This window comes from Micromonospora violae, from assembly GCF_004217135.1.
Classification (GTDB): domain Bacteria; phylum Actinomycetota; class Actinomycetes; order Mycobacteriales; family Micromonosporaceae; genus Micromonospora; species Micromonospora violae.
Window position 1 is genome coordinate 1,440,539 of sequence record NZ_SHKK01000001.1, and the last position, 26,410, is coordinate 1,466,948.

The 26,410-nt window shown below is 72.4% G+C and carries 29 protein-coding genes; 20 read left to right on the forward strand and 9 right to left on the reverse strand.

Annotated elements, in window-relative coordinates:
* Positions 1-12: 12 nt before the first annotated feature.
* Genes EV382_RS06300 through EV382_RS06310 form a run of 3 tightly spaced genes read right to left on the reverse strand, consistent with a single transcriptional unit; the run spans position 13 to position 3,226 of the window.
* The gene (locus tag EV382_RS06300) at positions 13-879 is read right to left on the reverse strand and encodes a carbohydrate ABC transporter permease (protein WP_130400658.1); all 867 of its coding nucleotides are present in this window, start codon (positions 877-879) and stop codon (positions 13-15) included.
* Positions 879-1,835: a carbohydrate ABC transporter permease gene (locus EV382_RS06305; RefSeq protein ID WP_130400659.1), complete on the reverse strand. Its 957-nt coding sequence runs from the start codon at positions 1,833-1,835 to the stop codon at positions 879-881. The genes EV382_RS06300 and EV382_RS06305 overlap by 1 nt, the downstream gene beginning before the upstream one ends.
* Positions 1,832-3,226, reverse strand: a complete 1,395-nt coding sequence (locus EV382_RS06310) for an ABC transporter substrate-binding protein (protein ID WP_130400660.1) — start codon at positions 3,224-3,226, stop codon at positions 1,832-1,834. The genes EV382_RS06305 and EV382_RS06310 overlap by 4 nt, the downstream gene beginning before the upstream one ends.
* Positions 3,227-3,341: 115 nt before the next feature.
* Here EV382_RS06310 and EV382_RS06315 point away from each other — a divergent pair, with 115 nt between their 5' ends.
* The 6 genes from EV382_RS06315 (at position 3,342) to EV382_RS06345 (ending at position 8,486) form a co-directional block, all read left to right on the forward strand.
* Positions 3,342-4,379 (forward strand): zinc-dependent alcohol dehydrogenase, encoded by a 1,038-nt coding sequence (locus EV382_RS06315; RefSeq protein ID WP_130400661.1) that lies wholly within the window; start codon positions 3,342-3,344, stop codon positions 4,377-4,379.
* Entirely contained in the window at positions 4,379-5,200 is an 822-nt protein-coding gene (locus EV382_RS06320) for a sugar phosphate isomerase/epimerase family protein (protein WP_130400662.1), read from the forward strand. The genes EV382_RS06315 and EV382_RS06320 overlap by 1 nt, the downstream gene beginning before the upstream one ends.
* A gap of 50 nt (positions 5,201-5,250) precedes the next feature.
* Entirely contained in the window at positions 5,251-6,603 is a 1,353-nt protein-coding gene (locus EV382_RS06325) for an MGH1-like glycoside hydrolase domain-containing protein (RefSeq protein ID WP_425271972.1), read from the forward strand.
* 49 nt (positions 6,604-6,652) lie between these two features.
* Positions 6,653-7,066: an NUDIX hydrolase gene (locus EV382_RS06330; RefSeq protein WP_130400663.1), complete on the forward strand. Its 414-nt coding sequence runs from the start codon at positions 6,653-6,655 to the stop codon at positions 7,064-7,066.
* A gap of 10 nt (positions 7,067-7,076) precedes the next feature.
* Positions 7,077-7,604, forward strand: a complete 528-nt coding sequence (locus EV382_RS06340) for a DUF2267 domain-containing protein (RefSeq protein WP_208758325.1) — start codon at positions 7,077-7,079, stop codon at positions 7,602-7,604.
* Between the two features lie 213 nt (positions 7,605-7,817).
* Complete coding sequence (locus tag EV382_RS06345) at positions 7,818-8,486, forward strand: hypothetical protein (RefSeq protein WP_130400664.1); 669 nt, start codon at positions 7,818-7,820, stop codon at positions 8,484-8,486.
* 58 nt (positions 8,487-8,544) lie between these two features.
* Here the strand turns inward: EV382_RS06345 and EV382_RS06350 are convergent, their stop codons facing one another.
* Positions 8,545-9,786, reverse strand: a complete 1,242-nt coding sequence (locus EV382_RS06350; protein ID WP_130400665.1) for a hypothetical protein — start codon at positions 9,784-9,786, stop codon at positions 8,545-8,547.
* A gap of 100 nt (positions 9,787-9,886) precedes the next feature.
* Here EV382_RS06350 and EV382_RS06355 point away from each other — a divergent pair, with 100 nt between their 5' ends.
* Positions 9,887-10,378, forward strand: a complete 492-nt coding sequence (locus tag EV382_RS06355) for a type II toxin-antitoxin system PemK/MazF family toxin (RefSeq protein ID WP_124778425.1) — start codon at positions 9,887-9,889, stop codon at positions 10,376-10,378.
* 51 nt (positions 10,379-10,429) lie between these two features.
* On the opposite strand, the gene EV382_RS06360 is transcribed toward EV382_RS06355, so the two are convergent.
* Positions 10,430-11,074 carry a flavodoxin family protein gene (locus EV382_RS06360; RefSeq protein WP_130400666.1) on the reverse strand — a complete coding sequence of 215 codons (645 nt, stop codon included), beginning with the start codon at positions 11,072-11,074 and terminating at the stop codon, positions 10,430-10,432.
* A 603-nt stretch (positions 11,075-11,677) separates the two neighbouring features.
* On the opposite strand from EV382_RS06360, the gene EV382_RS06365 reads away from it, so the two are divergent.
* The gene (locus EV382_RS06365) at positions 11,678-12,421 is read left to right on the forward strand and encodes a DUF5753 domain-containing protein (protein WP_130408520.1); all 744 of its coding nucleotides are present in this window, start codon (positions 11,678-11,680) and stop codon (positions 12,419-12,421) included.
* Positions 12,412-12,606, forward strand: a complete 195-nt coding sequence (locus EV382_RS06370) for a DUF397 domain-containing protein (protein ID WP_130400667.1) — start codon at positions 12,412-12,414, stop codon at positions 12,604-12,606. The genes EV382_RS06365 and EV382_RS06370 overlap by 10 nt, the downstream gene beginning before the upstream one ends.
* Positions 12,607-12,724: 118 nt before the next feature.
* Here the strand turns inward: EV382_RS06370 and EV382_RS06375 are convergent, their stop codons facing one another.
* On the reverse strand, positions 12,725-13,375 hold the full coding sequence (locus EV382_RS06375; RefSeq protein WP_130400668.1) for a GGDEF domain-containing protein: 651 nt from the start codon (positions 13,373-13,375) through the stop codon (positions 12,725-12,727).
* A 264-nt stretch (positions 13,376-13,639) separates the two neighbouring features.
* On the opposite strand from EV382_RS06375, the gene EV382_RS06380 reads away from it, so the two are divergent.
* The 6 genes from EV382_RS06380 to EV382_RS06405 all read left to right on the forward strand — a co-directional run bounded on the left by EV382_RS06380 (position 13,640) and on the right by EV382_RS06405 (position 18,507).
* Positions 13,640-13,879 carry a DUF397 domain-containing protein gene (locus EV382_RS06380; protein WP_074309213.1) on the forward strand — a complete coding sequence of 80 codons (240 nt, stop codon included), beginning with the start codon at positions 13,640-13,642 and terminating at the stop codon, positions 13,877-13,879.
* 148 nt (positions 13,880-14,027) lie between these two features.
* Positions 14,028-14,909, forward strand: coding sequence for a helix-turn-helix domain-containing protein (locus EV382_RS06385; protein WP_425271973.1), 882 nt, complete (start codon positions 14,028-14,030; stop codon positions 14,907-14,909).
* A 124-nt stretch (positions 14,910-15,033) separates the two neighbouring features.
* Complete coding sequence (locus EV382_RS06390) at positions 15,034-16,077, forward strand: LacI family DNA-binding transcriptional regulator (RefSeq protein ID WP_244236565.1); 1,044 nt, start codon at positions 15,034-15,036, stop codon at positions 16,075-16,077.
* A gap of 2 nt (positions 16,078-16,079) precedes the next feature.
* Positions 16,080-16,283 carry a hypothetical protein gene (locus EV382_RS06395; RefSeq protein ID WP_244236566.1) on the forward strand — a complete coding sequence of 68 codons (204 nt, stop codon included), beginning with the start codon at positions 16,080-16,082 and terminating at the stop codon, positions 16,281-16,283.
* A 109-nt stretch (positions 16,284-16,392) separates the two neighbouring features.
* Positions 16,393-17,832: a serine/threonine-protein kinase gene (locus EV382_RS06400; protein ID WP_244236567.1), complete on the forward strand. Its 1,440-nt coding sequence runs from the start codon at positions 16,393-16,395 to the stop codon at positions 17,830-17,832.
* Positions 17,833-17,865: 33 nt separating this feature from the next.
* Entirely contained in the window at positions 17,866-18,507 is a 642-nt protein-coding gene (locus EV382_RS06405) for a histidine phosphatase family protein (protein ID WP_130400673.1), read from the forward strand.
* 41 nt (positions 18,508-18,548) lie between these two features.
* Here the strand turns inward: EV382_RS06405 and EV382_RS06410 are convergent, their stop codons facing one another.
* Together EV382_RS06410 and EV382_RS06415 are read right to left on the reverse strand one after the other, a co-directional pair.
* Entirely contained in the window at positions 18,549-19,049 is a 501-nt protein-coding gene (locus EV382_RS06410; protein WP_130400674.1) for a DinB family protein, read from the reverse strand.
* An 84-nt stretch (positions 19,050-19,133) separates the two neighbouring features.
* Complete coding sequence (locus EV382_RS06415) at positions 19,134-19,832, reverse strand: carbon-nitrogen hydrolase family protein (protein ID WP_244236909.1); 699 nt, start codon at positions 19,830-19,832, stop codon at positions 19,134-19,136.
* 82 nt (positions 19,833-19,914) lie between these two features.
* Between EV382_RS06415 and EV382_RS06420 the strand changes: the two genes are divergently transcribed.
* From EV382_RS06420 to EV382_RS06440, 5 genes are all read left to right on the forward strand, one after another.
* The gene (locus EV382_RS06420) at positions 19,915-20,697 is read left to right on the forward strand and encodes a DedA family protein (protein ID WP_130400676.1); all 783 of its coding nucleotides are present in this window, start codon (positions 19,915-19,917) and stop codon (positions 20,695-20,697) included.
* An 851-nt stretch (positions 20,698-21,548) separates the two neighbouring features.
* A complete protein-coding gene (locus EV382_RS06425; RefSeq protein WP_130400677.1) occupies positions 21,549-22,112 on the forward strand; it encodes a hypothetical protein in 564 nt (187 codons plus the stop codon).
* A gap of 330 nt (positions 22,113-22,442) precedes the next feature.
* A complete protein-coding gene (locus EV382_RS06430; protein WP_130400678.1) occupies positions 22,443-22,862 on the forward strand; it encodes a protein-tyrosine phosphatase family protein in 420 nt (139 codons plus the stop codon).
* Positions 22,863-22,962: 100 nt separating this feature from the next.
* Positions 22,963-24,168, forward strand: a complete 1,206-nt coding sequence (locus EV382_RS06435; RefSeq protein WP_130400679.1) for a D-alanyl-D-alanine carboxypeptidase family protein — start codon at positions 22,963-22,965, stop codon at positions 24,166-24,168.
* Between the two features lie 70 nt (positions 24,169-24,238).
* Positions 24,239-25,087 carry a peptidylprolyl isomerase gene (locus tag EV382_RS06440; RefSeq protein WP_244236568.1) on the forward strand — a complete coding sequence of 283 codons (849 nt, stop codon included), beginning with the start codon at positions 24,239-24,241 and terminating at the stop codon, positions 25,085-25,087.
* 123 nt (positions 25,088-25,210) lie between these two features.
* On the opposite strand, the gene EV382_RS06445 is transcribed toward EV382_RS06440, so the two are convergent.
* Positions 25,211-26,248 carry a LacI family DNA-binding transcriptional regulator gene (locus EV382_RS06445; protein ID WP_130400680.1) on the reverse strand — a complete coding sequence of 346 codons (1,038 nt, stop codon included), beginning with the start codon at positions 26,246-26,248 and terminating at the stop codon, positions 25,211-25,213.
* Positions 26,249-26,410 lie beyond the last annotated feature (162 nt).

Consider the following 26,410-nt stretch of genomic DNA (forward strand, 5'->3'; position numbering starts at 1 on the left):
ACGCCGACCCGCTCAGCCCTTCTCCGCGCCGCTGGTCAGGCCCTCGGTGAGCAGTCGCTCGCTGGCGAAAAAGAGGATGACGATGGGCAGGGTGAGCACGACCGACCCGGCCATCAGCACGGTTTTGGGCACCTCCACCCCGTCGGCGAGCAGGGACAGCCCCAGCGACACCGTCCACCGGTTGGGTTTGTCGACCAGGAACAGCAACGCGAACAGGAACTCGTTCCAGGCGATCATGAAGTCGTAGAGCGCGACCGCCATGATCGACGGTAGGGCCAGGGGCAGGCTGACGCGGCGGATGATGCCGAGCCGGCCGGCGCCGTCGATGGCCGCCGACTCCTCCAGACTGACCGGGATGGTCTCGAAGTAGTTCTTCAGCATGTAGACCGAGACCGGCAGCGTCTGCGAGATGTAGACCAGCACCAGACCGAACAGCGAGCCACGCAACCCGGCCCGGGTGAAGACCACGAACAACGGGATCGCGATGACGATCGACGGAAACAGGTAGACCGCCAGGAACAGGAAGTCCACCTGCCTGCGGCCGAAGAACCGCAACCGGGCCACCGCGTACGCGCCGGGGATCGCGACCAGGAGGGTGAGCACGGTCGCCGCGACGGCGACCAGCCCGCTGTTGCGGATGAAGGTGAGGAAACCCTGGCCGCCGTCGTCGGTGGCCTTGAGCACCTCGGCGTACGTGGCCAAGGTCAGCTCACCGAAGCCGACCACCAGCGCGCCGGGGTCGAGCAGCAGCCGCTCGATGGGACGCACCGAGAGCACCAGCATGTAGTAGAAGGGGAAGACGGTGATCAGCAGGAACACGGCGATCACCAGGCGGCGCACCCACCGCAGGCTCACCGTCTCGACGGCGTCCCGGTCCATCAGCCCACCCTCCGTCCGAAGAAGCGCAGGTAGATCACCACGAACACGATGAGCACCACGGCCAGCACGACCGCCTGCGCGGCGGCGGCCCCGATGTCGGTACGGGCGGTGAGGAACTCGTACACCCGCACGCTGACCACCTCGGTGCCGGCCGCGCCGCCGGTGAGCAGGTAGACGTCGTCGAACTTGTTGAACGTCATGATGAAGCGCAGGACGCCCAGCAGGGCGATCACCGGCAGCAGTTGCGGCAGCAGGATGTGCCGGAACCGCTGGGTGGGGGTGGCGCCGTCGACGCGGGCGGCCTCCTCCAGCTCGCCGGGCACGGCCTGGAGCCGGGCCAGCAGGAACAGGAACGCGAACGGGAAGTACCGCCACGCCTCGAAGACGATCACCGTGGCCAGCGCGGTCGACTCCTGGGTGAGGAACGGCACCGGGGAGTCCCAGCCGAGCAGGCGCTGCCCCCACGCGTTGACGATGCCGAGCTGCGGGTCGAGCATCACCTGCCAGACGAACGTCACCGCGACCACCGGTGCCACGTACGGCAGCAGCATGGACGCCCGGACCAGGGTGCGGCCCCGAAACGGTCGGCGGACGACCAGGGCGGCGACCAGACCGAGCACGATCGACCCGACGGTGCCGCCGATGCTGTAGATCAGCGTGACCCACAGCGTCTCGGCGAAGCCGGGGGTGTGCAGCACCCGGTCGATGTTGTCCAGGGTGAACTCGCCGAACAGCCCGGTCTTGCGCAGCGTGGCGAGCCGGACCCGTTGGAAGGCGAGCACCACGGTCCACACGATCGGGATGCCGATCACCGCGACGGTGACGAGCAGGGTCGGCGCGACCAGGGCGAGCCCGGCCCGGGATTCGCGGCGGCGCAGGGTCAGTGGACGGCGCCGGGGTGACGCCGGCCGCTCCCGGGTGGGGGAGCGGCCGGGGCCCGGCGCGGTGGTGGTCAATTGACGCCCGCCTTGATGGCGTCGACGTCCTTCGTGGCGCGGTTGGCGGTGGCCGCCGCGTCGGACTTACCGGAGATGAGGTCGCCCAGCGCCTTGGGGACGGGCAACTCGCCGAGCATGGCGCCGACCAGCTTGCCCTGCCCCTGGCTGAGGCCCCACCGCCCGAAGGTGTCCGGGCTGCGGCGCAGCGTGGCCAGCACCTCGTCGCCGTACACATCGGCGAGGGGCTTCTTCGCGTCCACGCCGGCCTGGCTGGTGTTCCAGGCGGTCAGGTACGCCTCCGGCTCGGTGGGGGTGCCCTTGCGTACCGGGAATCGGCCCTCCGGGGACATGCCGAACCAGCGCGGGTAACCGTCACTGAGCATGTACTCCACGAAGGTCTTCGCCGGGTCGGCCACCGCGCCGTCCAGCACCGCCCAGGAGCTGATCTCGCCGTACTGGGCCGGTTCGGTGCCGTTCGGGCCCTTGATCGCGGTGACGAACCCGCTGTTCTTCGCCAGGAACGCCGGGTCCGCCTGGCACTGTGGGCAGGTCGGTTTGGCGTCGTTGCGCAGCCCGGCCAGCTCGTCGAGGATGAACGGTGACCAGATCACCATGGCCGCCTTGCCCGCGAAGTAGGTGGCCCGGGTGGTGTCGACGTCCTGTGCGCCCTTCACCGAGCTGGTGCGGATCAGGTCACCGTAGAAGCGGAACGCCTCGACGCACCGCGGTGAATCCAGGCTGACCTTCCCCGAGTCGTCGGTGAGCTGGCAGCCGTTGGCCAGGGCCAGGTGCTCGAAGGTCTGCTGGGTGAACACGTCGCTGGGTGCGGTCGCCGCGGTGATCCCGGCGACGCCGCCGGTGTTCAAGCGCGCCGCGGCGGCGGCGATCGCCTCGTACGTGTCGGGTACGGGCAGGCCGGCCGCGGCGAACAGGTCCTTGCGGTAGACGAGCAGCTGCCCCCACCCGTCGCTGGGCACGGCGAGCTGTCTGCCGTCGTCGGCGGTGAGCTCCAGTGCCCGGGGGGAGAACGTCTGCCTGCCCAGCTTGTCGACGACCTCCGCGTTCGCCGAGGCGTGCAGCAGTTCGTTGCCGGCGAGCGTACGGACGCCGGCGAGGGAGACCGACCCGACCACGTCGGGCAGGTCGCCGGCGGCGGCGTTGGCGGCGATCAGGGAGGGGAACTGGTCCTCGTTGACGGTCACGAGGTCGACCTGGATCCCGGTCTTGGCGGTGAAGTCGGCGATGATCGCCTTGGTGGCGGTGACCCGGTCGGCCACGTCTTCCAGACTCCAGACGGTGATCTTCTTGCTGTTGCTCTCCGATCCGTCGTCGCCGCAGCCCAGCAGGGTGGGCGTGGTCAGTGCCAGGATCAGGGTGGTGGCGAGTATCCGCCTCGGAGGTGCTGACATCGATGGCACTCCTCTCGAAGGGTACATCACGGATCCAACACCGTCGATTGATCAATAGCAAGACATATGGCGATTTTTTGCTATCCTGGAGCCCAGTGCTACCGGGATGTGACACATGGGCAACTGGGTGGTCTCTCTCGCCGGGCCTCGACGCATCAGTCTCGAGCCCTGCCCACCAGATCCGCTCGGCCCCGGCCAGGTTCGAGTCCGCACCTGCTACTCGGGCATCTCCGCCGGCACCGAGCTGACCCTCTACCGGGGCAGCAATCCCCGGCTCAGCAAGGACTGGGACGACGCCGCCCGGATGTTCGTCCCCCGACAGACCCCGGTGCCCTACCCGTTGATCGGCTTCGGCTACGAAGAGGTCGGCGAGATCATCGAAGTCGCGCCGGAGGTCACCAACCGGCACCCCGGGCAGCTCGTCTGGGGCATCTGGGGGCACCGGGCCGAGGCCGTGCTCGCCGCCGACGCGGTCCGCACGCTCCCGGTCGGGCTGGACCCGCTCGCCGCGGTCTTCGCCCGCCCCGGCGCCATCGCGCTGACCGCCGTGCTCGCCGGCGACCTGCACCTCGGTGACTGGGTCGGCGTCTTCGGGCAGGGCGTCATCGGGCTGCTCGCCACCCGCCTCGCCGTGCTCTCCGGGGCCCGGGTGGTCGCCGTCGATCCGGTGCCCGACCGGCTGGAGCACGCCGCCCGCTACGGCGCGCACTCCACCGTGGACGCCGCGCGCACCTCCGCCGCCGCCGTGCTGCGCCAGGCCACCGACGGCCGTGGTGCCGACGTCTGCCTGGAGTTGTCCGGCGCGTACCCGGCGCTGCACGAGGCGATCCGATCCACCACCCACGCCGGCCGGGTCGTGGCCGCCGGCTTCTACCAGGGCCAGGCCGACGCGCTCGGCCTCGGCGAAGAGTTCCACCACAACCGCATCCAGCTGGTCGCCGCCCAGGTCTCCGGGCCGACCCCCGCGCCGAGCATGGCCGGCCGGTGGACCGGAGACCGGGTCGCGCAGACCTTCATGGACCTGGTGGCCGACCGCAGCGTCGACCCGCTGCCACTGGTCAGCCACATCGTCGACGCCAGCGCGGTCGCCGACGCCCTCGCGCTGCTCGACCGCGGCGCCGGTGACGTTCTCCAAGTCGTGCTGAGGTTCTGATGACCACCATCGCGCTGGCCTGTCAGGAACAACTCCTGCCGGGCACCAACCTGATCCAGAAGTACGCCCTCGCGGCCGCCCTCGGCTACCAGGGCATCGAGCTACGCGGCCACGGCGACCTCGCGTTCGCCCGCCGGCTGCCCGAGCTGCGCCGGGCCCGCGCCGCCGGGGTGCTGATGCCCACCGTCTGCGTCGAGATGGACCACTTCATCGGCGACTTCGACCCCGCCCGCTCCGCCGACGCCGTCCGCAACCTGCGCTCCCAACTCTCGGTGATCGCCGAGCTGGGCGGCGTCGGGGTGATGACCCCGGCCGCCTGGGGGATGTTCTCCCGGCGGCTGCCGCCGTTCGAGCCGCCCCGCCCGCCGGCCGGCGACCGGCAGGTGCTCCTCGACGCCCTCGGCGAGCTGGGCGAGCACGCCCGGGCCGAGGGGGTCACCCTCTTTCTGGAACCCCTCAACCGGTACGAGGACCACATGGTCAACCGCCTCGACGAGGCGGTGGCGCTCTGCGCCGCGCTCGGACTGCCGTCGGTGCGGGTGGTCGCCGACACCTTCCACATGAACATCGAGGAGGACGATGTGCACCGCGCGCTGCGGGCCGCCGCGCCGTACCTCGGGCACGTCCAGGTCAGCGACTCCAACCGGTACCAACCCGGCGCCGGGCACCTGGACTGGCCGGGGCTCGTGCGTACCCTGCTGGAGCTGGACTACCGGGGTTGGCTGGCCCTGGAGTGCCGGCTGCGCGGTGACCCGGTCCGAGCCCTGCAACAGGCCGCCACGGTGCTACGACACGCGCTGCCCCGGCGGGCCGCCGCGTGACCGCCGACGCCGGGCCGACCCGCGTCGACGCGACCGCCGGTGTCGACGGGATCGGTGACGCCGGGGCGACGCGCGCCGAGGCCGCCGGCACGGGTGGGCCGGCCGACCCGGCCGGGCTGCGTCGACTCGCGGTCGACACGCTCGACGCCAACTGGGAGCACGACCACACGGTTCCCTCGCGCACGCTCTACCCGCACCAGTGGAGCTGGGACTCCGCGTTCATCGCCATCGGGCTGGCCCACGTCCGCCCCGACCGCGCCTGGCGGGAGTTGGCGAGCCTGTTCCGGGCACAGTGGGCCGACGGGCGGGTGCCGCACATCGTGTTCAACCCGGCGCTGCGGGTCGGCGCGTACTTTCCGGGGCCCGAGATGTGGGGCACGGCCGACGTGCCGGGCACACCGGCGGTGGCGACGTCCGGTCTGGTCCAGCCGCCGGTGCACGCGCTCGCCGCGTTGCTGGCGTACCGGCGGGCACCCGACACCACCGGTCTGGCCGCGCTGCGCCGGCTCTACCCCGCGCTGGTCGCCCAACAGCGCTACCTGGCCGACCGGCGGGACGTGGCCGGGGACGGGCTGGTCTGCATCGTGCACCCGTGGGAGTCCGGGTTGGACAACAGCCCGGCGTGGGACGACCCGATGGCCGCGGTACCGGCCGAGGCGGCCGTCATGTCCGCGTACCGTCGGCATGACACCACGCACGCCGACGCCGCGCACCGCCCCACGGACCTGGACTACGCGCGTTACCTGGCAATCGTCGCCGCCTACCGCGACCACGGCTACTCCGACCGGGAGTTGAGCGCCGGTCACCCGTTCCTGGTGGAGTGCCCGCTGTTCAACGCGGCGTTCGGCGCCGCCGAACACGCCCTCGCCGAGATCGCCACGCTCGTCGGCGGCGACCCCGGGCCGCACCGGGACCGCGCGGCCCGGATCACCGAAGCCCTGCTCCGACGGCTGTACGCCCCGAACGCCGGCACGTTCCAGCCCCGGGACCTGCGCACCGACCGCCTGGTGAGCGCCCGTACCGTGCTCGGGCTGGCACCGCTGATCCTGCCCGACCTGCCGACCCGGCAGGCCGACGCGCTTGTCGTCGAGGCCCGGTCGGCGCGGTTCGGGGTGGCCCGGCGGATGGACCGGCCACTACCCACCTACGACCGCACCGCACCCGACTTCGAACCGCTGCGCTACTGGCGTGGGCCGAGCTGGCTCAACACCGGCTGGCTGGTCCGGCACGGGCTGCTCACCCACGGGCACCCGGACCTGGCCGCCGGCCTGCGCCGCTCGATGATCGGGCTGGTCACCCAGGCCGGCTGTCACGAGTACTTCCACCCGGACACCGGCGCCGGGCTGGGCTCACCGGCGTTCAGTTGGACCGCCGCGCTGCTGCTCGACCTGCTGGCCGATTGAGCGCGGCTGCGGTGGTAGCGTCCCGGACCCGGCGGCCGGAAGGAACATCGTGCGCGAGATCGACAAGGTGGCCTGGATCCTCGTCGAGGACGGGCGGGTGCTGAGCACCCGGTCGGAGGGCAAGGACGTCTGGTACCTGCCCGGCGGCAAGCGCGAGCCGGGCGAGACCGACCTGGAGACCCTGCGCCGGGAGATCGGCGAGGAGTTGAGCGTCGAGGTCGACCTGGCCAGCGCCGTCCACCTGGGCACCTTCACCGCACAGGCGCACAGCCACGCGGCCGGCGTCACCGTGCGGATGGCCTGCTATCGGGCCGGATATCAGGGGCAGCTGCGGCCGGCCAGCGAGATCGCCGAGATGGCCTGGCTGGGGTACGCGGACCGGCACCGCACCTCGGCGGTCGATCAGATCATCTTCGATTACCTGCTGTCCGAGGGGCTGTTTGTCGAGGCCGGCCCGGGGTAACCGCCCGAGCGTGACGGACGGCGACGGCTTCCCGTACTTCATCGACGCGGTGTCCCGCCGGTCCGGCCTGCCGTCCCCGCAGGCCGCCGTGCTCGCCCGCGCCGTGCTTCAGACGTTGGCCGAGCGGGTGACCGGCGGCGCGCCCGACGACCTCGTCGGGCACCTTCCGAACGACGTCGACGGATACCTGACCGGCCCGACCTCGGATGCCGCCGGGGCTGTCAGGCCGGATGCGGCTGGGGCCGTCGGACCGGATGCGGCTGGGGCTGTCGGGCCGGATGCGGCCGTCCTGGGGCCGGGTGCCGGTGCGGAGGGGCTGACCAGCGGGGTGGGCCTGGAGGTCGGTGGCGCAGCGGCCGTACCGCCGACGGACGCCGGCCCGGCGGAGTTCCTTCGTCGGGTGGCAGAGCGCGCCGGGGTGGACCCGGCCACCGCCCGCGCCGGGACCGGCGCCGTCTTCGCGACACTGCGCGAGGCGATGACCGTACGGGAGTTCCGGGCGATGGTGGCGCGACTGCCGCACGACGACGGGCGTTGACCTGCGGCTGGGCCGTGAGTCACGCCGCTCGGCTCGGCTCGGCCCGACACGGCCCGGCTCGGGGCGCGCCGGGCGAAATCGACTCGCCTTTGCGGAAGTCGGGGTGTCCAAGTGCCCGCGACACGCCGAGTTTCATGAACCCGAGTCGATCACCCAGGTCAGGGTGTCGGGATTGTCCGGACTGGATGGGATGCGGCATGGTACGAGTGCTCGGTGGATCCCGATGGTCGCCCCCGAGACGACGTCACCCGCCGATGGCGTCGTCGTGCGCTAGAACGCGCCTACGCGTGCCTCGCTGCTCAACTGCGCGAGGTCTCCGCCGCGCTCGCCGCCGGCGACCAGCGGCGGGCGGTACGCGCGTTGGACGCACTGCGCGAAATGGGCCCGGACCTCGACCGGATGCACCAGGCGCTCAGTGGCGCCGAGGAGGTGGTGAGCCTCGCGCCCGCCCGGTGGCTGCGCCGTAAGGATGTGGAGCGGTTCGCGCGTGCCAGCCAGCAGGTGGAACGCGTCATCGAACACAGTCGGGGAGTGGCCCGCCGGTCGGCGATGGCGTTGCAGTACGACGAGCCGATCCCCGCCGACCTGCCCGCCAGCGTCGGACGGCTCGCCGACGCGGTCGAGCTGCTGCGTCGGGAACATTGCGCCGGTCGGCCGACCGAGCGCACCCGCCAGGCCGCACGCGACGCCGTCCACCAGGCCGGTCGCGCCCGGGGGCGGGGGGTCGACGAGTTCGGCGACGCGGTGGTGACCCAACTGCGCACCGCCGCCAGTGACCTCCTGCGTGCCGCCGGATGCGACGCGACAACCGCGAATCAGCTGGTCCGGGAGGCCGCGCAACACGGCGAGGAATCCGTCGGGTCGGGTGGCGCATCCGGATGACCGGCACCTGGCCACGGGCGAGCACCCGGTCAGCCCACCTGGTCCTGCGCAAGCTGCCTCACTCCTCGGGCACCTCCTCGGGCTCGGCGACCCAGGCGGAGAAGACCGGCACCCCGTGCCACGGCCCGGTGGCACCGTCGGTCCGGGTGTCGGTGGCGACCGCCACCACCGCGTACGGGTGGCCGAAGCGCAGCTCGGCGGTGCGCGCCACGCCCTCCGGCGGCAGGCTGGTCAGCCCGAACATGCCGGTCACCGCGGCCGCCTCGAAGCCGTACCTGTCGAACCGGGCCACCGCCGTCTGCCGTGCCTCGAAGCGTTGCACCGGTAGCGCCATCGTCCTCGCCAGGGTCGCCGACGCGGCCGGAAAGCCGAGCGGCGCGGCGGTCAGGTCGTGCTCGTTCCGGGCCGACCAGCAGGGGAGGACGGCGTGGTGTCGCTCCTCGCGGCCGTCGCGGGCCCGGGTGCGGACCTGCTCCTCGCGCACCGTCCACAGCGGAGCCCCGCCGAGCGGCAGGTCGAACAGCGAGCGGCTGCCCGCCGGTTGCGCGCCGTCGGCCGCGCCGGCACTGAGGTCGTACGCGACGGCCAGCACCTCGGCCGGCGGCACCTGCGGTGCGGCGGCCACCGAGAGGACCACCAGCCCCGCGCCATCGGCTGTCTGAGCGGGTGCGGCGTGCACGATCACGTCACCGGCCCGCGCGGTGGACACGATGGCGCACCGGTGCCCCTGGCTCGGGCTGCGCAGCGCCCGCCGTAGTCGGCCGGCCCACGGGCTGTCGGCGCCGAGCGCGCGTGCGTCGGCGACGTCGAACGGGGTGGCCCAGGACACCCGGGTGGCCAACGCGCTGGCCAGGGCCAGCACCACGTCCGGCCCGACCCGCAGCGGAAACGTCTCGATCAGGCCGAGGGTGTGCTCACGCGCCCAGGCGTCCAAGCCGGCCTGGTCGGGCAGCACGCCGACCTCGGTCGCGGTGGGCAGCGCGGCCCGCCACGCCGTCGACCCGCCGTCACCCTGCCCCGGTCGGTGCCACAGCGCGGTGGCGGACCCGACCAGCGGGTGCGGCGCGTCCAGCAGCGTGCGGGCCGCCTCGGCCGCGCTGGCCAGGTCGGTGCCGAGGGCGCGCGCCAGGTCCGCGGCGGCACCCTGGGCGGCGGTCGGGTCGGTGTCGGCCGCCGCGGTGGCGCTGACCGCGAGCAGCAGCCACGCGCCGAGCGGGGAGGCGACGTGGTGCCGGTCGCCGACGGTGGCGTGCAGCCGCGCGGCGTACGCGGAGAGCGGCCCGTGCAGATCGGTCCTCATGCCCCCACTCTGCCCGCCGACCCCGCTTCCGACCACGGTTCGTACGGCTCGTCGTGGACGTGCTGTAGCGCGCGTTGGGGCGACGGGTAGGCTGCCCGCCGTGGCTGGTCTGTTGAGGAATGTCGCGGCGCGTATCTCCCGGGTCGGTGCGGTGATCCCGTCGCCCCGGCGTACCGGGCCGGCGCCCGCGCAGGTGGCCCGTCGCCGTCAGGTGAGCGCGTTGCAGCGTCGGGAGCTGACCTACGCCCCGGAGCGGGACGGTCAGGCCGACCCGGGCGAGATCGTCTGGACGTGGGTGCCGTACGAGGACGACCCCCGCCAGGGCAAGGACCGGCCGGTGCTGGTCGTCGGGCGGCACAGCCGGACCCTGTTCGGGTTGATGCTGTCCAGCCAGAGTGACCGCGACGGGCAGCGGCACTGGTTCGCGCTCGGGCCCGGTGAGTGGGACCGCGACAACCGGCCGAGCTGGGTCCGGCTGGACCGGGTGCTCACCATGCGCGAGGACAGCATCCGCCGGGAGGGCGCCGTGTTGGACCGGCCCCGGTTCGACCGGGTCGGGCAGGCGTTGCGCGCCGGCTACGGCTGGCGCTGACCGCGCCGGGTGCGGAGCTGCCCGGGGCGGTGACGTCCCTGGCGGTGAGGTCTATTCGCGGCTCGGACCGACCGCCGCGCCCATAGCGTCCGGCGGCGGGTACGGCTGGTCGGCGAGGAGCCGGGCCAGGTGTGCGCTGTTGAGCGCCAGTGCCTTCGTGGTGCGGCCGGTGGTGTCCGGCTTGGGGCCGGCGTCGCGGTAGTCCACCGTGTGCAGCGCCTCCCCGACCCAGTAGGTCGCGCCGGCGGCGGCGACGGTGAAGCCCACCTCGTTGAGCGCCCCCTGCACCTCGGCGATGCTGTGGTGCGCGCCGTCCTCGTTGCCGACGACCGCGACGCCGGCCACCTTGCCGTAGGTGAGCAGCCGTCCCTCGTCGTCGGTCTCGGACAGCTCGGCGTCGAGGCGTTCGAGGATCATCTTGGTGACGCTCGCGGGCTGGCCGAGCCAGATCGGGGTGGCGATGATGAGGATCTGGGCGGCGAGCAGCTTGGCGCGGATGGCGGGCCAACCGTCGCCGTGGCCCTCGTCGGTCGACACCCCGAAGCGCACGTCGTGGTCGACCACCCGGACGATCTCGCCGTCCACGCCCTGACGGGCCAGTTCGGCCAACACCTCGCGGCCCAGTTGCTCGGAGCTGGAGGGGCCAGGCGAGGGCTTGAGGGTGCAGTTGAGTACGAGGGCACGAATGCTCGGCACGAGGGGTTCCTCTCCGCGGTCGGCTGGGCCGTCCCTTCGCGTACCCGAATCATCTCCGCCCACGCCCCCCACCAGACACACGTGATCAAGAGGTTTGCGTCAGAATCCGGGCCGACAGTGACGCGAACTTCTTGATCACCGCCAGCAGGCGGGGTGGGGTGGGGCTGGGTCGGTGGATGTGGTGGGGTGGGTCCGGGGGGAGTTTGGGCTTCGGTTGTCCATGGTGGACACCGTTCTGCACGGGGCTGACTGCGGGCTCGGCTCTGGCGGGCTGACGCGGTGCTCGCCCCGCCCGAGTGCGACCTTATGTTCGTCCTCGGTGGGGTGCTCGCCTTCGCGCCGACAGCGCTGAGCGGCGGGCCTCGGGGGACGCTGTCGGGGCATCTCGGGGGCGGTCGGGGGGCCTCCGAGATGCGCGCCGACACGTCACACCGCAACACGCCGGTAGCCCGCAGACACGGGCACGCAGCGTGGTTATCGTCCGCCGCAACGTGCATCGAGCGGCGTCGCGGTGCGCCGGCTGGGCGAGGGCTTCCAGCTCGTCAGCCACGGCACCGAGAGCGGCGGGAGGATCTGGTGGCGAACGAGGCGTTGCGGGTGGCGATGGCCGAGGCGGGCGAGACGGTCGAGTCGTTGGCCGAGAAGGTTCGCGTCGACCCGAAGACGGCGGCGCGGTGGCTCGCGTCGGGGCGCATTCCGCATCCGCGTACCCGGGTGGCGGTGGCCGAGGTTCTGCGCCGGGACGCGGCCGACCTCTGGCCGGAGCCGTTCCGCCGTCGTGACCTGCCGTGGTTCCGGCCGTGGGCCGAACTGGAACAGGACGCCACCGGCATTCGGTGGTACGAGCCGTTGCTCGTGCCGGGACTGCTCCAAACCGAGGGGTACGCCCGCGCGGTGCTGAACACCGGTGGTCTGGTCGCACCGTCCGAGGTGGACCTGATCGTGGCGGGTCGCCTCGAACGGCAGGCGATCCTTCGCCGCGACGCTCCACCGCAGCTGGTTGCGGTGATCGACGAGGTGGTGCTGCGCCGGCCGGTCGGCGACCGCGCCGTGATGGCCGGCCAACTGGCCCACCTCGCGAGTGTGGCCGAGTGGGAACACGTGCAGGTGCGGGTCATCCCGGCCGAGTGCCCGTGGCACACCGGGCTGGCTGGACCTTTCATCCTGGGGCGGTTGCCCGACGGGACGGAATTGGCATATCTCGACAACCAACTCCGCGGTCAGGTCGTGACCGATCCCCTCGACGTCGCTAGCCTGGGACGCAGGTGGGAGAGCGTCACCGGTGAGGCGTTCCCCCGACGCCGGTCGATCGAGCTGATCAGGGAAGTGGCCACGACATGGACATGAGCGACGCCCGCTGGCGTACCGCGACCCGCAGCAGCAACAACGGCGGTGCCTGCGTCGAGGTGGCCGACAATCTGCCCGGTCGGGTGCTGGTGCGCGACAGCAAGCACCGTGACGGCGGCACCCTGACCTTCGCGCCGGCCGCCTGGGCGTCGTTCGTCGACGCGGTCCGCGTGGCGGGCCGCTGATCCACTCGGGTTCATGGAAAACGGGGTATCAGGGCAGCCCGGACACCCCGACTTCCTGCAAACCGAGTGGATCAAGCGCGAACGCCGAGCACCAACACCGGGCGCGGACGCCGAGCGGTCAGCGTTCCACGAGGAACGCGCTGTCGACCAGTTGTCGGGGTGGGCGGGCGCCGCTGAGGCTCTTCGCCTGGTACATGGCCGCGTCGGCGCGGCTGAGCGCGTCGGTGAGCTGGGTCGGACCGGTCACCGGGGCGAGCCCGACGGAGGCGGTGACGCGGACGCTGCACCCGCTCAGCCGGATCGGTGCGGCGACGGTCTCGGCGAGCCGGCGGGTGGAGTGCTCGATCCACACGCGGTCGACGGTGGGGCTGGAGAGCAGGCCGGCGAACTCGTCGCCGCCGAGGCGGGCGACGAGGTTGTCTCCGGCGAAGCCGGCGAGCCGTTCGGCCACGCTGATCAGCACCTGGTCGCCGGCGGCGTGCCCGTACCGGTCGTTGATCTGCTTGAAGTCGTCCAGGTCGAGCACCACGGCGATCAGTGGTTGACCGGCGGCGTCGGTGAGCAGGGCGGCTGCCAGCCGGTAGAAGGCGCGTCGATTGGGCAGCCCGGTGAGCGGGTCGTGACTCGCGGCGTGCCGCTCGGCGGCCAGCTCGGCCTGGAGGTGGCCGATCTCGGCCTCGGCGCGCAGCGCCCGGCGGCGTAGCTGCCAGGAGGAGAGCAGCGCGCCGGCCGCGCAGACGCCGGAGGCGACACTCATCGGATCCGGCACGAACCCTCCCATCGCCGCGACCGCCTCCAGCCTTCGGTTGACGCGGGGTGCCGCGTCGGGCCCAGTTTTGCCTGATCGTTGCCCGTGTGGGGGTAACACAAAGTGAACGGATGGGCACCGATCATGTGCGTTATCATGCTCGCCGTCGGATGCAGATGCAATAGCAGATGCACGTGCAGAACCGTCCAATGTCGATGCCGTACCCCCTCGCCGTTACCGCTCCTCCCACGGCCACCGGCGGGCTCGTAACAGAAAGACGCCTCCATGCAGCAGCCGCCCAATGGCGTACCGATCCATCAGTTGCCTCCGCTGAGCTGGCAGAAGAGCCGCCGTAGCAACCCCAGCGGCAACTGCGTCGAACTCGCCGAACTGCCCGGGGGAGCGGGCATCGCGGTCCGCAACTCACGGCACCCGGAGGGGCCGGCGCTGATCTACACGGTGGACGAGATCGCCGCCTTCGTTCTCGGTGCGCGGGACGGAGATTTCGACCATCTGATCAACTGACCGTCCGGGGGTGGGTCGTCCCGGCGACGGGATCGATTCACCGACGCGGAGGAGTTCACCTCACTGTCGGTCCATGGCATGCTTACACGTCGGCCGGGCCGGGGCGCCCGGCCGCCGTGGGTCGGTGTCCGGAGGTCCGCACGTGACGATGGTTCCCGCCGAGGGTGGCCCGACAACCGGGCCGACCGTGCTGCGCATGCTGCTCGGCGCCCAACTGCGCCGTCTTCGCGAGTCCAGCGGGGTGACCCGGGAGGGCGCCGGCTGGGAGATCCGCTCCTCCGAATCCAAGATCAGTCGGATGGAGCTGGGCCGGGTCGGCTTCAAGGAGCGCGACGTCGCCGACCTGTTGACCCTCTACGGCGTCACCGAGGAGCACGAGCGCGACGCGCTGCTCAAGCTCGCCCGGGACGCGAACAGCCCCGGCTGGTGGCACCGTTACGGCGACGTGCTGCCGTCGTGGTTCCAGTCGTACCTGGGCCTGGAGGCGGCCGCCGCACTGATCCGCAGCTATGAGGTGCAGTTCGTGCCCGGCCTGCTCCAGACCCGGGAGTACGCCCGGGCGGTCGTGCTGCTCGGGCACGGTGGGGCTGATCCGGGCGAGATCGACCGACGCGTCGCGCTGCGGATGCAGCGTCAGCAGCTGCTTCAGCGGGAGAGCCCGCCGCAGCTGTGGGCCGTGGTCGACGAGGCGGCGTTACGCCGTCCCATCGGTGGTGCGGAGGTCATGCGCGGTCAGCTCACCGCGCTCATCGAGGCGACCAAGTCGCCCCACATCCGGCTCCAGGTCATCCCGTTCGCCGCCGGTGGCCACGCAGCCGCCGGGGGCGCCTTCACCATCCTGCGCTTCGGCGACCAGGAGCTGCCCGACATCGTCTACATCGAACAGCTCACCAGCGCGATCTACCTCGACAAGCGCGACGACCTGGATTACTACGCGGTGGCCATGGAGCGGCTCTGCGTAGAGGCCGAACCGCCGGAGCGTACGGCGGAGATCCTCGGCCGCCTGCTGGACGACCTCTACCCGGCCTGACCCCGACCGCGCCGACCCCCGCTCCGCTCACGTATTGACCGACGCCGACTGGTCGGGTTAGTCTCTGTATCGATACAGACTGGATCGATACAGAGAGGTGCCGGTGAAACCAACACTGCAAGCCGTGGCCGACGCCGTCGGCGTCTCCCGCAGCACCGTGTCCAACGCCTACAGCCGCCCCGACCAGCTCTCCGCCAGCCTGCGTGAGCGGATCCTGGACGCCGCCCGCCAACTGGGGTACCCCGGCCCCAACCCCACCGCACGCTCGCTGCGCCGCGGTTTCGTCGGGTCGATCGGGGTGCTGTTCACCTCGCAACTGTCGTACGCCTTCACCGACCCGTTCGCGGTCCGTTTCCTCGCCGGCGTCGGCGCGGCGGCCGAGCAGCACGGCACGAGCATGCTGCTGGTGCCGCTGCCGACGGCGGTTACCGACGCCCGACGGGCGGTGGAGAACGCCGCGGTCGACGGGTTCTGCGTCTACTGCGTCGCCGACGAGGAGTGGGCGTTGGACGTGATCCGCCAGCGCGGGCTGCCGTTCGTCAGCACGGCCCCCCGCGACGACGCCGGCGCCGACGAACGGTTCGTCGGCATCGACGAGCGGGCCGCCGCGCACAGTGCCGCCGCGCACATCGCCGGGCTCGGGCACCGTCGGGTGGCGCTGCTCGCCGACTCGGTGCTGCCCGACGCGCCGGCCGGCCCGCTCACAGTGGCCGGGGTCGACCAGGTCCCACACCCGACCACCCGGGGCCGGCTCACCGGGTTCGCCGACGCTTTCGCCGAGGTCGGCGTCGGCTGGCCCGAGCTGACAGTGGTCAACGCCCCCGGCAACAGCCGCCCGGCGGCCGCCGCCGCCGTCGCCGACCTCTTCGACCAACCCGCGCCGCCGACCGCCGTGCTGGCCGGCTCCGACGTCCTCGCCCTCGGTGTGCTGGACGCCCTGGCCGCGCGTCCGGCCCAGGACCGCCCAACCGTCTCGGTCACCGGCTTCGACGACATTCCCGAGGCTGCCGCGGCCGGCCTCACCACCGTCCGGCAACCGGCCGAGGAGAAGGGCCGGATCGCCGCCGAACTGCTGCTCGACCCGCCCGCGGACGCCGCGGCCGGTCATGTGTTCCTGCCCACCGCACTCGTCGTCCGGAGCTCCACCGGACCTGTCCCAAGGAGTTGACCATGGAACTTCCCAGCGGATACGTCACCGCACTCGACGCCATGAACCGCCACGCCTACTCGGCCCGACCGGACGCTCCGGTCCAGGTCGAACGCCCCCGCCGGGCCCGGCTCGCCCCGACCCGGCAGGCCACCGCCCTCGCCCTGCGCCGACTCGCCGACCGCATCCAGCCGCGACCGCTGCCCGGCACCCCGCGCTGCTCCTGACCGCACCAACCCCATTCCGGTACGCACGGGACGAACAGTGTGGGGCCGGGCACGCAGAGTGGTCGAGGGCGGCGTCGCCAGGCAAACTGGTGAAGCCATGTCGCCGCTCATGCCCACTCTCCGCCTCCACGACCGCTACGTACTGCACGAGCGGATCGGTCTCGGTGGCATGTCCGAGGTGTGGCGAGGCGACGACGAGGTGCTGGGGCGGCCGGTCGCGATCAAGGTCCTCGCCGGGCAGTTCGCCACCGACCCACAGCTGCGGGCCACCATCCAACGCGAGGCCCGCGCGGCCGCCCGGCTGACCCACCCCCACGTCACCCAGGTGTACGACTACGCCGAGGCGACCCTGGCCGGCGGCGTCGTCGTCCCGTACCTGGTGATGGAGTTCGTCGACGGTCACAACCTGGCCGACCGGCTGCGGGGCGGGCCGATGCCCTGGCCGGAGGCGGTCCGGGTGGCCGGGCAGATCGCCGCCGCGCTGGCCGCCGCGCACCGCATCGGCGTCGTGCACCGCGACGTCAAGCCCGGCAACGTCATGCTCACCGACACCGGCGCCAAGGTGCTCGACTTCGGCATCGCCGCGCTCGGGGGCGTCGACAGCCAGTCCGGTGAACCGGTGATGGGCACCCCCGCCTACTTCGCCCCGGAACGGCTCACCGCCGGGCCGCCCGACCCGGCGAGCGACGTGTACGCCCTCGGCGTACTGCTCTACCGCACCCTCACCGGGCGGGCGCCACTGCCCGTGCAGAGCTGGGAGGACGCCCTGGAGGTGCACCGGCGGGGCACCCCGGCGTCGCCCCTGCGGGTGCCCGGCCTGCCCGCCGACATCGCCGAGCTGACCGTCGCCTGCCTGGCCACCAACCCGGCCGAGCGGCCGAGCGCCGCGCAGCTGGCCCGCCGCTTCGGTGCCGGTCAACCGGTCGAGCCGCCCACCGAGCTGCTGCGCATCCGGCCCGTCGCCCACCCGCCCACCCTGATCGACCGGTCGGTGGTGGCGCGTCCCGCCCCGGCCGCCGCCGCGCCGGCCCCACGCCGATCGCGTCGGTCCCTCGCCGTGTTCGTCGCGGCCGTTCTCGCCGTGCTGATCGGCGTCGGCGCACTGCTCGCGGAGGGCCCGTTGGGCAAGCGGGGCACCCCCGATCGGGCCGAGATCGCCGACGCGCCCGCCACCTCCGCCCCGACCCCCACCACGCACTCGCCGACGCCGGCCGCGCCACCCTCGCCGTCCTCCGCCGCCAGCACCGCGCCCCCGACCGTCGGGCAGCAGATACCGGTCAGCCTCCGGGAGGTGACCAGCGAATTCACCGCCGTCCTCGCCGCCGCGGTCGCCCGGGGCGACGTCGACCGGAAGACCGCCGAAGATCTGCGCGACGAGCTCGCCGACCTCAACCGCCGCACCCGCGACCGCGCCAAGCGCGTCGCCGACCTGCGCGACCACATCGCCGAGCTGGTGCGGCGCGACCGCCTACCAGCGCAGACGGGCGCGAAACTGGACGCTCTGCTGACGCAGGCCGGCACCTTCTCCACCGGCCGTACGGACGACTGATACCTGCGTCGATACCGCTGGCATGATGTCCCGATGCGGACACGTCTGATCTTCGTACGACACGGCGAGTCGGTCCACCAGATCGAAGGAATCGTCGGAGGGCCACGTGGCTGTCGGGGCCTCACCGCCCTCGGCCAGGAGCAGGCACACGAGCTGGCGAACCGGCTCACCGTCGAGGTCGCCGCCGACGGGCCGGTGGCGGTCTACTCGTCCGTGCTGCGCCGGGCGGTCGAGACCGCGCAACCGATCGGCGCGGCGTTCGGCGTCCGGCCGGTGGCCGACTGTGGTCTCTGCACCTGGCACACACCCCCGTACGCCGACGGCCTGCCGACCGCCCGGTTCCGTACCGAACACGCGGTGCCGGGCGGTGGCGTGTTCCGACCGTTCGAGGAGGGCAACGAGAGCTGGGCCGAGCTGGTGGTCCGGGTCAGCCGCGCGGTCATGGAGATCGCCCACCGGCATCGAGGCTCCACAGTGGTCATTGTCGGGCACAGCGAGACCGTCGAGGGCGCGTTCCACGCGCTCGCCGCGCAGCCGGTCTTCCGGTCGTTCGACCTGGACGTGCCGCCGGCCTCGATCACCGAATGGACCACCGACCACGACCCCGGCGGTTGGCCGCCGGCCCGCTGGACGCTGCGTCGCTTCGCCGACATGGGTGGGCGGGCCAGAGGCTGACCCGACCCATGCCGCGTGCGACGAGGTCGGTCGGCGCGATGCTACTCGGCAGCCAGGATCTGCTCGCGCAGGATCTCCGCGTGCCCGCAGTGCTGGGCAAGCTCGCGCAGCACGTGCAGGTAGACCCAGCGCAGCGACACGGGGCCGCGCCGGTGGCCGCGAAGCACGTCGTCGAGGCCCAGGGTGGACGTGGTGCGGCGGGAGGCTTCGCAGGCTTCCTGGTGTGCGCGCTGGACACTGGCGATCGTGTCGTCGTCGTCGAGGATGAACGACTCGTCCGGCGTGGCGGGGATGCCGATCTCCGAGCGGGGCCGACACGTGACGGCCTCGTCGAACCAGACCTTCTCGACGAACGCGGCGTGCTTCACCAGACCCAGCAGCGTGGTTCGGGACGGCACCAACGACCGGCGCGCCTGCTCCTCGGTCAGCCCGTCCAGGTAGCCGTCGAGTGCTCTGCGGTGCTCGTCGATGAACGTCTCGAACTGCTGTTGGGTCGGCTGGGCGACGACATCGTCGGCGAAGGTTCCCGGGAAGGACGTCATGCCCGAAGCATTCCAAAGATCAACGCCGGTGCGCAAACACCACCCTCACCCAAAGGACCTGCCGGACGCGTACGACGACAACGCTCACCGGATGCTGGCGCTGACCGACTCGCCCGGCTCGGTGCCCGCGCGGGCGTAGACCTCGCCGTCCGGCGTCCAGATTCCCGACCGCCCCGCGGCCTCCCGGTAGCCACCGCCGGTCGACCCGGCGAAGCTCGCCACCGCCACCCAGACCCGGTGCGCGGTGGCGATCCGGTGCGCCCGCTGGTCCGTCACGGCGGCGTCGTGAGCGGACTCCAGGACGCCCGCCGCGTACACGTCGACCCCGAGCCCGGCGGTCCGCGCCGCGTGCGCGGCCAAGCCGGTGTCCTTGCAGATCGCCAGCCCCACCCGCCAACCGTCCACATCGAGCACGACCGGCGCGTCGCCGGGCCGGAACCGGCGGGCCTCCGCGTCCCCCAGCCACATCTTGCGGTACGCCACCGTCGCACCACCTCCGGTCACCGCCAGCACCGCGATGTGGTCGCCCGCGACCGGCGCCCCGGCCAGGGCCAACGTGTTCGTCTCGGCGCACGCCTCGACCAGCGGCGTCAACCGCGGGTCGTCGACCGACACGACCGGCGCGTCCAACTCGTACCCGGTCAGCGACAGCTCCGGAAAGACCACCAGCCGGGCGCGCGCCGCGCGGACCGCGGCGGCGTGCGCCCGCGCGTTCGCCGCGACATCCAGGGGTACGCACAGCGGCTGCACCGCGGCGAGCCGCAGCGGGGTGCGGTTTTCCACACCCCCGCCGGTGCGGTCGGCCCGCGCGGTCGGGCGGTCCGCCTCATGGTCGACTCTCAGGATGACTTCGTAACGTGGGCGCATGATTCGAACGTCCCACGCCGTGTTCGCCACCGGAACCCCCACCGCCGCAGCGGAACCACCCCAGGATGGGATCGTCGGGTACGTCACTGACCTGGTGGAACGCCTCGGCGGGCCGGGTGCCGGCCTGGCGGTGGCGTTGGAGAACCTCTTCCCGCCGATCCCCAGCGAGGTGATCCTGCCGCTGGCCGGGTTCGTCGCGGCGCAGGGACGGATGAGCCTGGTCGGTGCGATCTTCTGGACCACGCTAGGCTCGGTGCTGGGCGCGCTCGCGCTCTACCTGATCGGCGCGGCGCTGGGGCGCGACCGGATGCGCGCCATCGTGGCCCGGCTCCCACTGGTGAAGCTCAGCGACGTGGACAAGACCGAGGCGTGGTTCCTGCGGCACGGTGTGAAGGCGGTCTTCTTCGGCCGGATGATCCCGATCTTCCGAAGCCTGATCTCCATCCCGGCCGGGGTGGAGCGGATGCCGGTGACGACGTTCCTGCTCTACACCACGCTGGGCAGCCTGATCTGGAACACCACCTTCGTGCTCGCCGGCTACCTGCTGGGCGACAACTGGCACCTCGTCGAGGGCTACGTCGGCACCCTCCAGAAGATGGTGATCGTGGTGTGCGTGGCGGCGGCCGCCTGGTTCGTCGGGTCCCGGGTGCTGCGCGCCCGTCGTGCGGCGCGGAATCCCGAGCCGACCGAACCCGAGCAGAGCGCGCTCAACGGGGTGCCTGACCCGGGCGGTCGCGGCACCCTCTACCGCAGCGGTTCGTGGGCCTCGGACGAGCGCTAGGCGGCCCCTCTGCCTTCCTTTTCCCCTTTGCTCTGCACCCGTCGAGGCGCCGGCCGCTCTCGCTCGGGCTGCTCACTCCATGGCGAACGGGACGTACCGCACAATAGGGCCCAGGAGCATACGAGCCTCGCCACCGGGCAACGGCTGCCCGTATCGAAGAGCGCGGTGGAGAAGCCCGCGCACACCGCTCGTTGAAGGCTGGTCGACTCGGGTTTCATGAAGTCGGGGTGTCCCGGCGTCCCGGATTCCCCGGTTTTCATGAACCCGAGTGGATCACCCGGGTGAGGGCCGATGTGACGCCGTCGGCCTGACGTGGTGTGGGTGGTTTGTCCGGTGGCGGGTGTTTGTGGGGTGTGGTCGGGTGCACCCGTGGGCCGGAATCGTGGCTGGCCCGGGTCGTTACACACCCTGACACTCGCAGCACCACCGCCCGCCCCGCACGGGTGCGGGACGCCGGTCCCGGCTGGTTGGAATGCCAGCCTCGGCCCGGTCGTTGCAGTCCCCACGACCGACCGCACCGCCTCGACGTGGGTGCCTGGCAGGTGGGCCAACCCCGGGAATGACCCCGGCCGCCCGGTCGTTGCAGTCCCCACGACCGACCGCACCACCTCGACGAGGGTGCCTGGCAGGTGAGTCGCCCCCGGGAATGACCCCCGCCGGCTGGTCGTTACACAGGGACCCGGCGCCACGAGCCCCCCCGCCCGTGAGGCCGCCGACCCCTGACACCCCGTGGGGTGTTCATCCCCCAAGACTTTCCCCTTGTTTGTGCAGCGCCGGACGAGGTGCTCACACCCCTGCCGCCGCCCCCCTTGGTGGTTCGGGTGTTCCTACCCCCGAAGGAGCTACCCCTCATGAACACGATCATTCGTAAGAGCGTGCTGTCTGTTGCTGGTCTCGCGTTCGCCGGTGGTGTCTTCGCCGGCCCGATCGCCGCCCACGCCGCCACCCCGACCGTGGACGCCAAGCCGGTCGCTATGGCCGTGCAGTCGGCGCCGAAGCCGCAGGGCGACCAGTCGCACATCACCCTGAACGACGAGCAGACCGCCAACGTCAAGGCGATCATCGCCGCCACGAAGAAGGCCGGTATGCCCGAGCGCGCCGCGGTCATCTCCATCGCGACGAGCCTGCAGGAGTCCAAGCTGGAAAACCTGGGTCACCTGGGTGACATGAACGACCACGACTCGCTGGGCCTGTTCCAGCAGCGCCCGTCCAGTGGTTGGGGTACCCCGGAGCAGATCACCAACCCTGAGTACTCGACGACGGCGTTCCTCAAGGGCCTCAAGCAGGTCGACGGGTGGCAGGACATGCCCCTGACCCAGGCCGCGCAGACCGTGCAGGTGTCGGCTTACCCGGACGCCTACGCCCAGTGGGAGCAGCAGGCTGCTGACCTGGTTGCCCAGTACTGGAACAGCTGACCCACAACACCACAGCACCACCCCACGGCAAGACCGCACGACACCGGCCGCTCGCCGGCACCCCCGCTACCCGGGGTGCCGGCGAGCGGCTTTTCCGTTTCCGCGGGGCGCGGCAGAGCGGGGAACAAGGTGGGGGTTCGGCTGGTTGTGGAGGGTGTCGGTGTGACTCAGTGTCCCCGGGCCTCACCTAATATCGCCCTCGCGGAATACCGTTCGGCTGGAGCCGCGTCGTGCCACTCGCCGAGAGGCGACCTGCACACCGACACCAGCGCCGCCCTCGGCTCACAAGGCCGGGGGCGGCGCTGTCGCCGGTCCAGGCACAATGTCCCGGTGACTGACGCGCAGCCGTGGTCGGAGCAGTCGGGCGTACTCGTACTCCCGAGTGGGGTGACGGTGCGAGGACGCCGCATCGCCGCCGCGACCTCGCCCGCCGACTTCGCCGTGCTGCTGGCCCCTGGTCCGGAACCGGCGTGGCCGCACCGGCGGATCCGGTGGCCTGATTTTTGGGTACCGCTCGACCGTGCTGAAGCCCTCGACGTACTGCGGGAGGCGCTGCGGCGGGCGCACGACGGTGAACGCGTCGAGGTGGCCTGTCGGGGTGGAATGGGCCGCACCGGCACGGCCCTGGCCGCCCTGGCGATCCTCGACGGCCTGCCGGTCGAGCGGGCCGTGCCGTGGGTTCGGGCCGGATACCACCCGAAGGCGGTGGAGACCCCGTGGCAGCGGCGCTGGCTGCGCCGCGTCACCTGACCGCCGCCCGGGTCGTGCACGACTACCTGCGGGGTCGCGGCGACGCGGATTGACCGCCATCCCGTCCCGCCGGCCGATCGTCGTGACTAGGGTCGGGCTCATGAGAGCTGCGCTGCTGGCGGCCACGACGTCCGCCGTCCTGCTCGCTCCCGTGCCGGTGGGTGCGGCGGGGGCGTCCGGCGCGCCGACGGTGCGCTGCCCCCGGGTGCCGTCGTCGGCGTCCCGCCCGCCCCGGCCGTCGCCTCCGCCCGCCGTCCCTGAACAGCGGGTGGTCGGCGGTGCCGCGTTGGACACGGCCGGTCTGGTCGTGCCGGCCGGCGTCGCCGCGCCGCCGAAGGTCACCGCCACCTCGTGGCTGGTCGCCGACCTGGACAGCGGCCAGGTGCTGGGTGGCTGTGGCCCGCACGAGTACGGCACCCCGGCCAGCGTGCAGAAACTCCTGCTGGCGGCGACGATGCTGCCCAAGCTTGACCCGACGCAGACGGTCACCGTCACGGACGCGGACATGAACATCGAGCCTGGCTCCTCCGCTGTCGGCCTGGTCGCGGGCGGCCGGTACACCATCGAGACCATCTGGCTCGGGTTGCTGCTCAACTCCGGCAACGAGGCCGCGAACGCGCTGGCCCGACTCGGCAGCGGGACGGACAGCGCCGCCGGCGTACGGGCCATGAACGAGCAGGCCCACCACCTCGGCGCGCTCCAGACGCACGCGGTCACCCCGTCCGGGCTGGATGGCAAGGGGCAGTTCACCAGCGCGTACGACCTGGCGCTGATCGCCCGGGCCTGCTTCGCCCAGCCGACCTTCCGCCGGTACGCGTTGACCAGGCAGGCGTCGATTCCGGTCCAGCCGGCGCAACGCACCAAGGGCTTCCAGATCCAGAACGAGAACCAGCTCATCTACCGGTACCCGGGTGCGCTCGGCGGCAAGACCGGGTACACGGACCTGGCCCGGCACACCTACGTGGGGGCGGCGGAACGCGGTGGGCGGCGGCTGGTGGTCACCCTGCTGGGCGCCGAATCGGCACCGGTGCGCGGCTGGGAGCAGGGCGCGGCCCTCCTGGACTGGGGCTTCACCGTGCCCCGGGACGCCGCCGTGGGCCGGCTGGTCGAACCCGGCGAGCTGACCGCCACCCCGTCGGCGGCCCCGTCCGCGCTGGCGGCGCCCGGCGCGCCCCGGCCGGCGGCGGCGAGCGGGCCGGCGCGTACCGGCTCGGGGTGGCTCTGGTCGGTGATCGCGGTGAGCGCTGCGACGGTGGTGGCGTTGTCGGGCGGTCTGCTGTGGCGGCGTCGCCGTCGGATGGCCTGACGGATCGACATCGGGCGCTGGCCTCCATAGACTCCGGTCTTTCTGGCACCACCAGTCCAGGAGGATCCCTGTGTCGAGTGAACTCGAACCGCGCCCCACGACGGCGGCACCCCGCCGGCCGGCGCGAGCCCTGACCCGCCTCGCGGGGGTGACCGTGCTCGCCGGGGCGCTGGTCGTCGGCGCGTCCGGCACCGCGCTCGCCGCGCCGGGCCCGTCGGCCGACGCGGTGCGGGTGTCCACCGCGCCGCCCGCCGCCGTCGACACCGCCAACCGGCCGCCGCGCACCACCCACGGCCCGTGTGCGTACACCGAGACCCCGGAGGAGCCCGCGGCCCGGCCGGTGCCGTTGCCGCCCGACCCGCGGCGCACCCCGGCCCGGGGCAGTGTCCGGGTGACCCTGGCGACCAACCACGGGCCGATCGGGTTGACCCTGGACCGGGCCGCCGCTCCGTGTACGGTGCAGAGCTTCCTGCACCTGGTCGGCAAGCGTTTCTACGACCGCACCGGATGCCACCGGCTCACCGCGTACCCCACGCTGAGTGTGTTGCAGTGCGGTGACCCGTCCGGGACCGGTGAGGGCGGCCCGGGCTACCGGTACCGCGACGAGTTGCCGACCGACCTGCCGCCCGCGCCCACCGACCCGACCGGGGAGCGTCGGGTGTACGCCCGGGGCGTCCTCGCGATGGCGAACGCCGGGCCGGACACCAACGGCAGCCAGTTCTTCCTGGTCTACGCCGACTCGGCGCTGCGCCCGAACTACACGATCTTCGGCGAGGTCGACGCGGCCGGGCTGGCCACGCTGGACCGGATCGCCGCCGGGGGAGTGGCGCCGACCGCCGACGACCCGGCACCGGTCGACGGCGCTCCCGCCCTGCCGGTGACCATCCGCAAGGCCACCCGCTGGCACCACCACCACTGACCGTCCGGCGCGGTGGGTGACCGACGGTCGCCCACCGCGCCGACCGGCGGGTACGGGCCGAGCCCGGAATTTCCGGGAACGGACCGGAACGGGTTCAACCGGTTTCCGGCGCAGTTCCGGCCGTCACGCCGGGGTGGGCGACCCGGTTGGCGGGGCGGCGGTGCTGTCGCGAACGACCAGTTCGGTGGCCAGCTCCACCCGGGGTGAGTCGATGCCCTCGCCCTGGGCGAGGCGGAGCACGGTGCGGGCCGCCAACCGTCCCATCTCGACCAACGGTTGGCGCACGGTGGTCAGCGGTGGGGAGGCCCAGCGGGCTTCCGGCAGGTCGTCGAAGCCCACCACGCTCACGTCGTCCGGGACGCGCAGCCCGCGACGGCGGATGGCCTCGTAGACGCCGAAGGCCATCTGGTCGCTGGCGGCGAAGATGCCGGTCGGCGGGTCGGCGAGGTCGAGCAGCGCCGTCCCGCCGGCGAAGCCGGAGGCGTGGTAGAAGTCGCCCGGGTAGATCAGCGCGTCGTCCACCGGCACCCCGGCGGCCTCCAGCCCGGCCCGGTAACCGTCGAGTCGCGCGCGGCTGCACAGCAGGTGTGTCGGCCCGGCCACGAAACCGATGCGCCGGTGCCCGATGGCGAGCAGGTGTTCGGTCGCGGCGAGCCCGCCGGCCCAGTTGGTCGCGCCGATCGTCGGCACGTCCATGGCCGGCACCCCGGCCGGGTCGACGACCACCACCGGCACGTTGAGGCGTCGCAGTTGGGCGTGCAGCGGTGGGCTCAGGTGCGAGGTCACGAAGATGACGCCGTCGGTGGCGCGGGTGCGCAGGTTCTGCAACCACTGCCGCGCCGCGGTGGGCTGCCGGTGGATCGCGGAGACCACCGTGCCGACACCCGCGCCGTGCCCGACATCCTCCACACCCCGGATGATTTCCACGGCCCAGGGGCTGTCCAGGTCGTTGAAGACCAGGTCGACGAGGCCGGCCCGGCGAACACTGCGGCTGGTGCGACGCCGGTAGCCGTGGTGGCGCAGCAGTTCCTCGACCCGCTCCCGGGTGTCCGGCGCCACATCGGAGCGTCCGTTGAGCACCCGTGACACGGTCGGCACCGAGACCCCGGCCTCCCGTGCGATCGCGGTGATGGTCACTCTGCGTCCGTCGTCCGCGCCCACCCGCGTCTCCTTCACCGAGCCGGAGGAACGACCGCAGGTCGTCGCCCCCGTGTGTCCCGGAACGGCGTGCACCGTTCCTCGCGTCATCTTGCCTCACCGATGGGGGTTGACGACATGCCGGATCGACCGAAGCTTGGCCCGAGTTGCGGAAAACTTTCGGAT

Excerpts from the sequence above, each read along its gene's own strand:
- EV382_RS06300 (WP_130400658.1), bottom strand. The coding sequence starts at position 879 with ATGGACCGGGACGCCGTCGAGACGGTGAGCCTGCGGTGGGTGCGCCGC.
- EV382_RS06310 (WP_130400660.1), bottom strand. The coding sequence starts at position 3,226 with ATGTCAGCACCTCCGAGGCGGATACTCGCCACCACCCTGATCCTGGCA.
- EV382_RS06315 (WP_130400661.1), top strand. The coding sequence starts at position 3,342 with ATGGGCAACTGGGTGGTCTCTCTCGCCGGGCCTCGACGCATCAGTCTC.
- EV382_RS06320 (WP_130400662.1), top strand. The coding sequence starts at position 4,379 with ATGACCACCATCGCGCTGGCCTGTCAGGAACAACTCCTGCCGGGCACC.
- EV382_RS06350 (WP_130400665.1), bottom strand. The coding sequence starts at position 9,786 with ATGAGGACCGATCTGCACGGGCCGCTCTCCGCGTACGCCGCGCGGCTG.
- EV382_RS06365 (WP_130408520.1), top strand. The coding sequence starts at position 11,678 with ATGGCCGAGGCGGGCGAGACGGTCGAGTCGTTGGCCGAGAAGGTTCGC.
- EV382_RS06370 (WP_130400667.1), top strand. The coding sequence starts at position 12,412 with ATGGACATGAGCGACGCCCGCTGGCGTACCGCGACCCGCAGCAGCAAC.
- EV382_RS06380 (WP_074309213.1), top strand. The coding sequence starts at position 13,640 with ATGCAGCAGCCGCCCAATGGCGTACCGATCCATCAGTTGCCTCCGCTG.
- EV382_RS06385 (WP_425271973.1), top strand. The coding sequence starts at position 14,028 with ATGGTTCCCGCCGAGGGTGGCCCGACAACCGGGCCGACCGTGCTGCGC.
- EV382_RS06395 (WP_244236566.1), top strand. The coding sequence starts at position 16,080 with ATGGAACTTCCCAGCGGATACGTCACCGCACTCGACGCCATGAACCGC.
- EV382_RS06400 (WP_244236567.1), top strand. The coding sequence starts at position 16,393 with ATGCCCACTCTCCGCCTCCACGACCGCTACGTACTGCACGAGCGGATC.
- EV382_RS06405 (WP_130400673.1), top strand. The coding sequence starts at position 17,866 with ATGCGGACACGTCTGATCTTCGTACGACACGGCGAGTCGGTCCACCAG.
- EV382_RS06410 (WP_130400674.1), bottom strand. The coding sequence starts at position 19,049 with ATGACGTCCTTCCCGGGAACCTTCGCCGACGATGTCGTCGCCCAGCCG.
- EV382_RS06420 (WP_130400676.1), top strand. The coding sequence starts at position 19,915 with ATGATTCGAACGTCCCACGCCGTGTTCGCCACCGGAACCCCCACCGCC.
- EV382_RS06425 (WP_130400677.1), top strand. The coding sequence starts at position 21,549 with ATGAACACGATCATTCGTAAGAGCGTGCTGTCTGTTGCTGGTCTCGCG.
- EV382_RS06435 (WP_130400679.1), top strand. The coding sequence starts at position 22,963 with ATGAGAGCTGCGCTGCTGGCGGCCACGACGTCCGCCGTCCTGCTCGCT.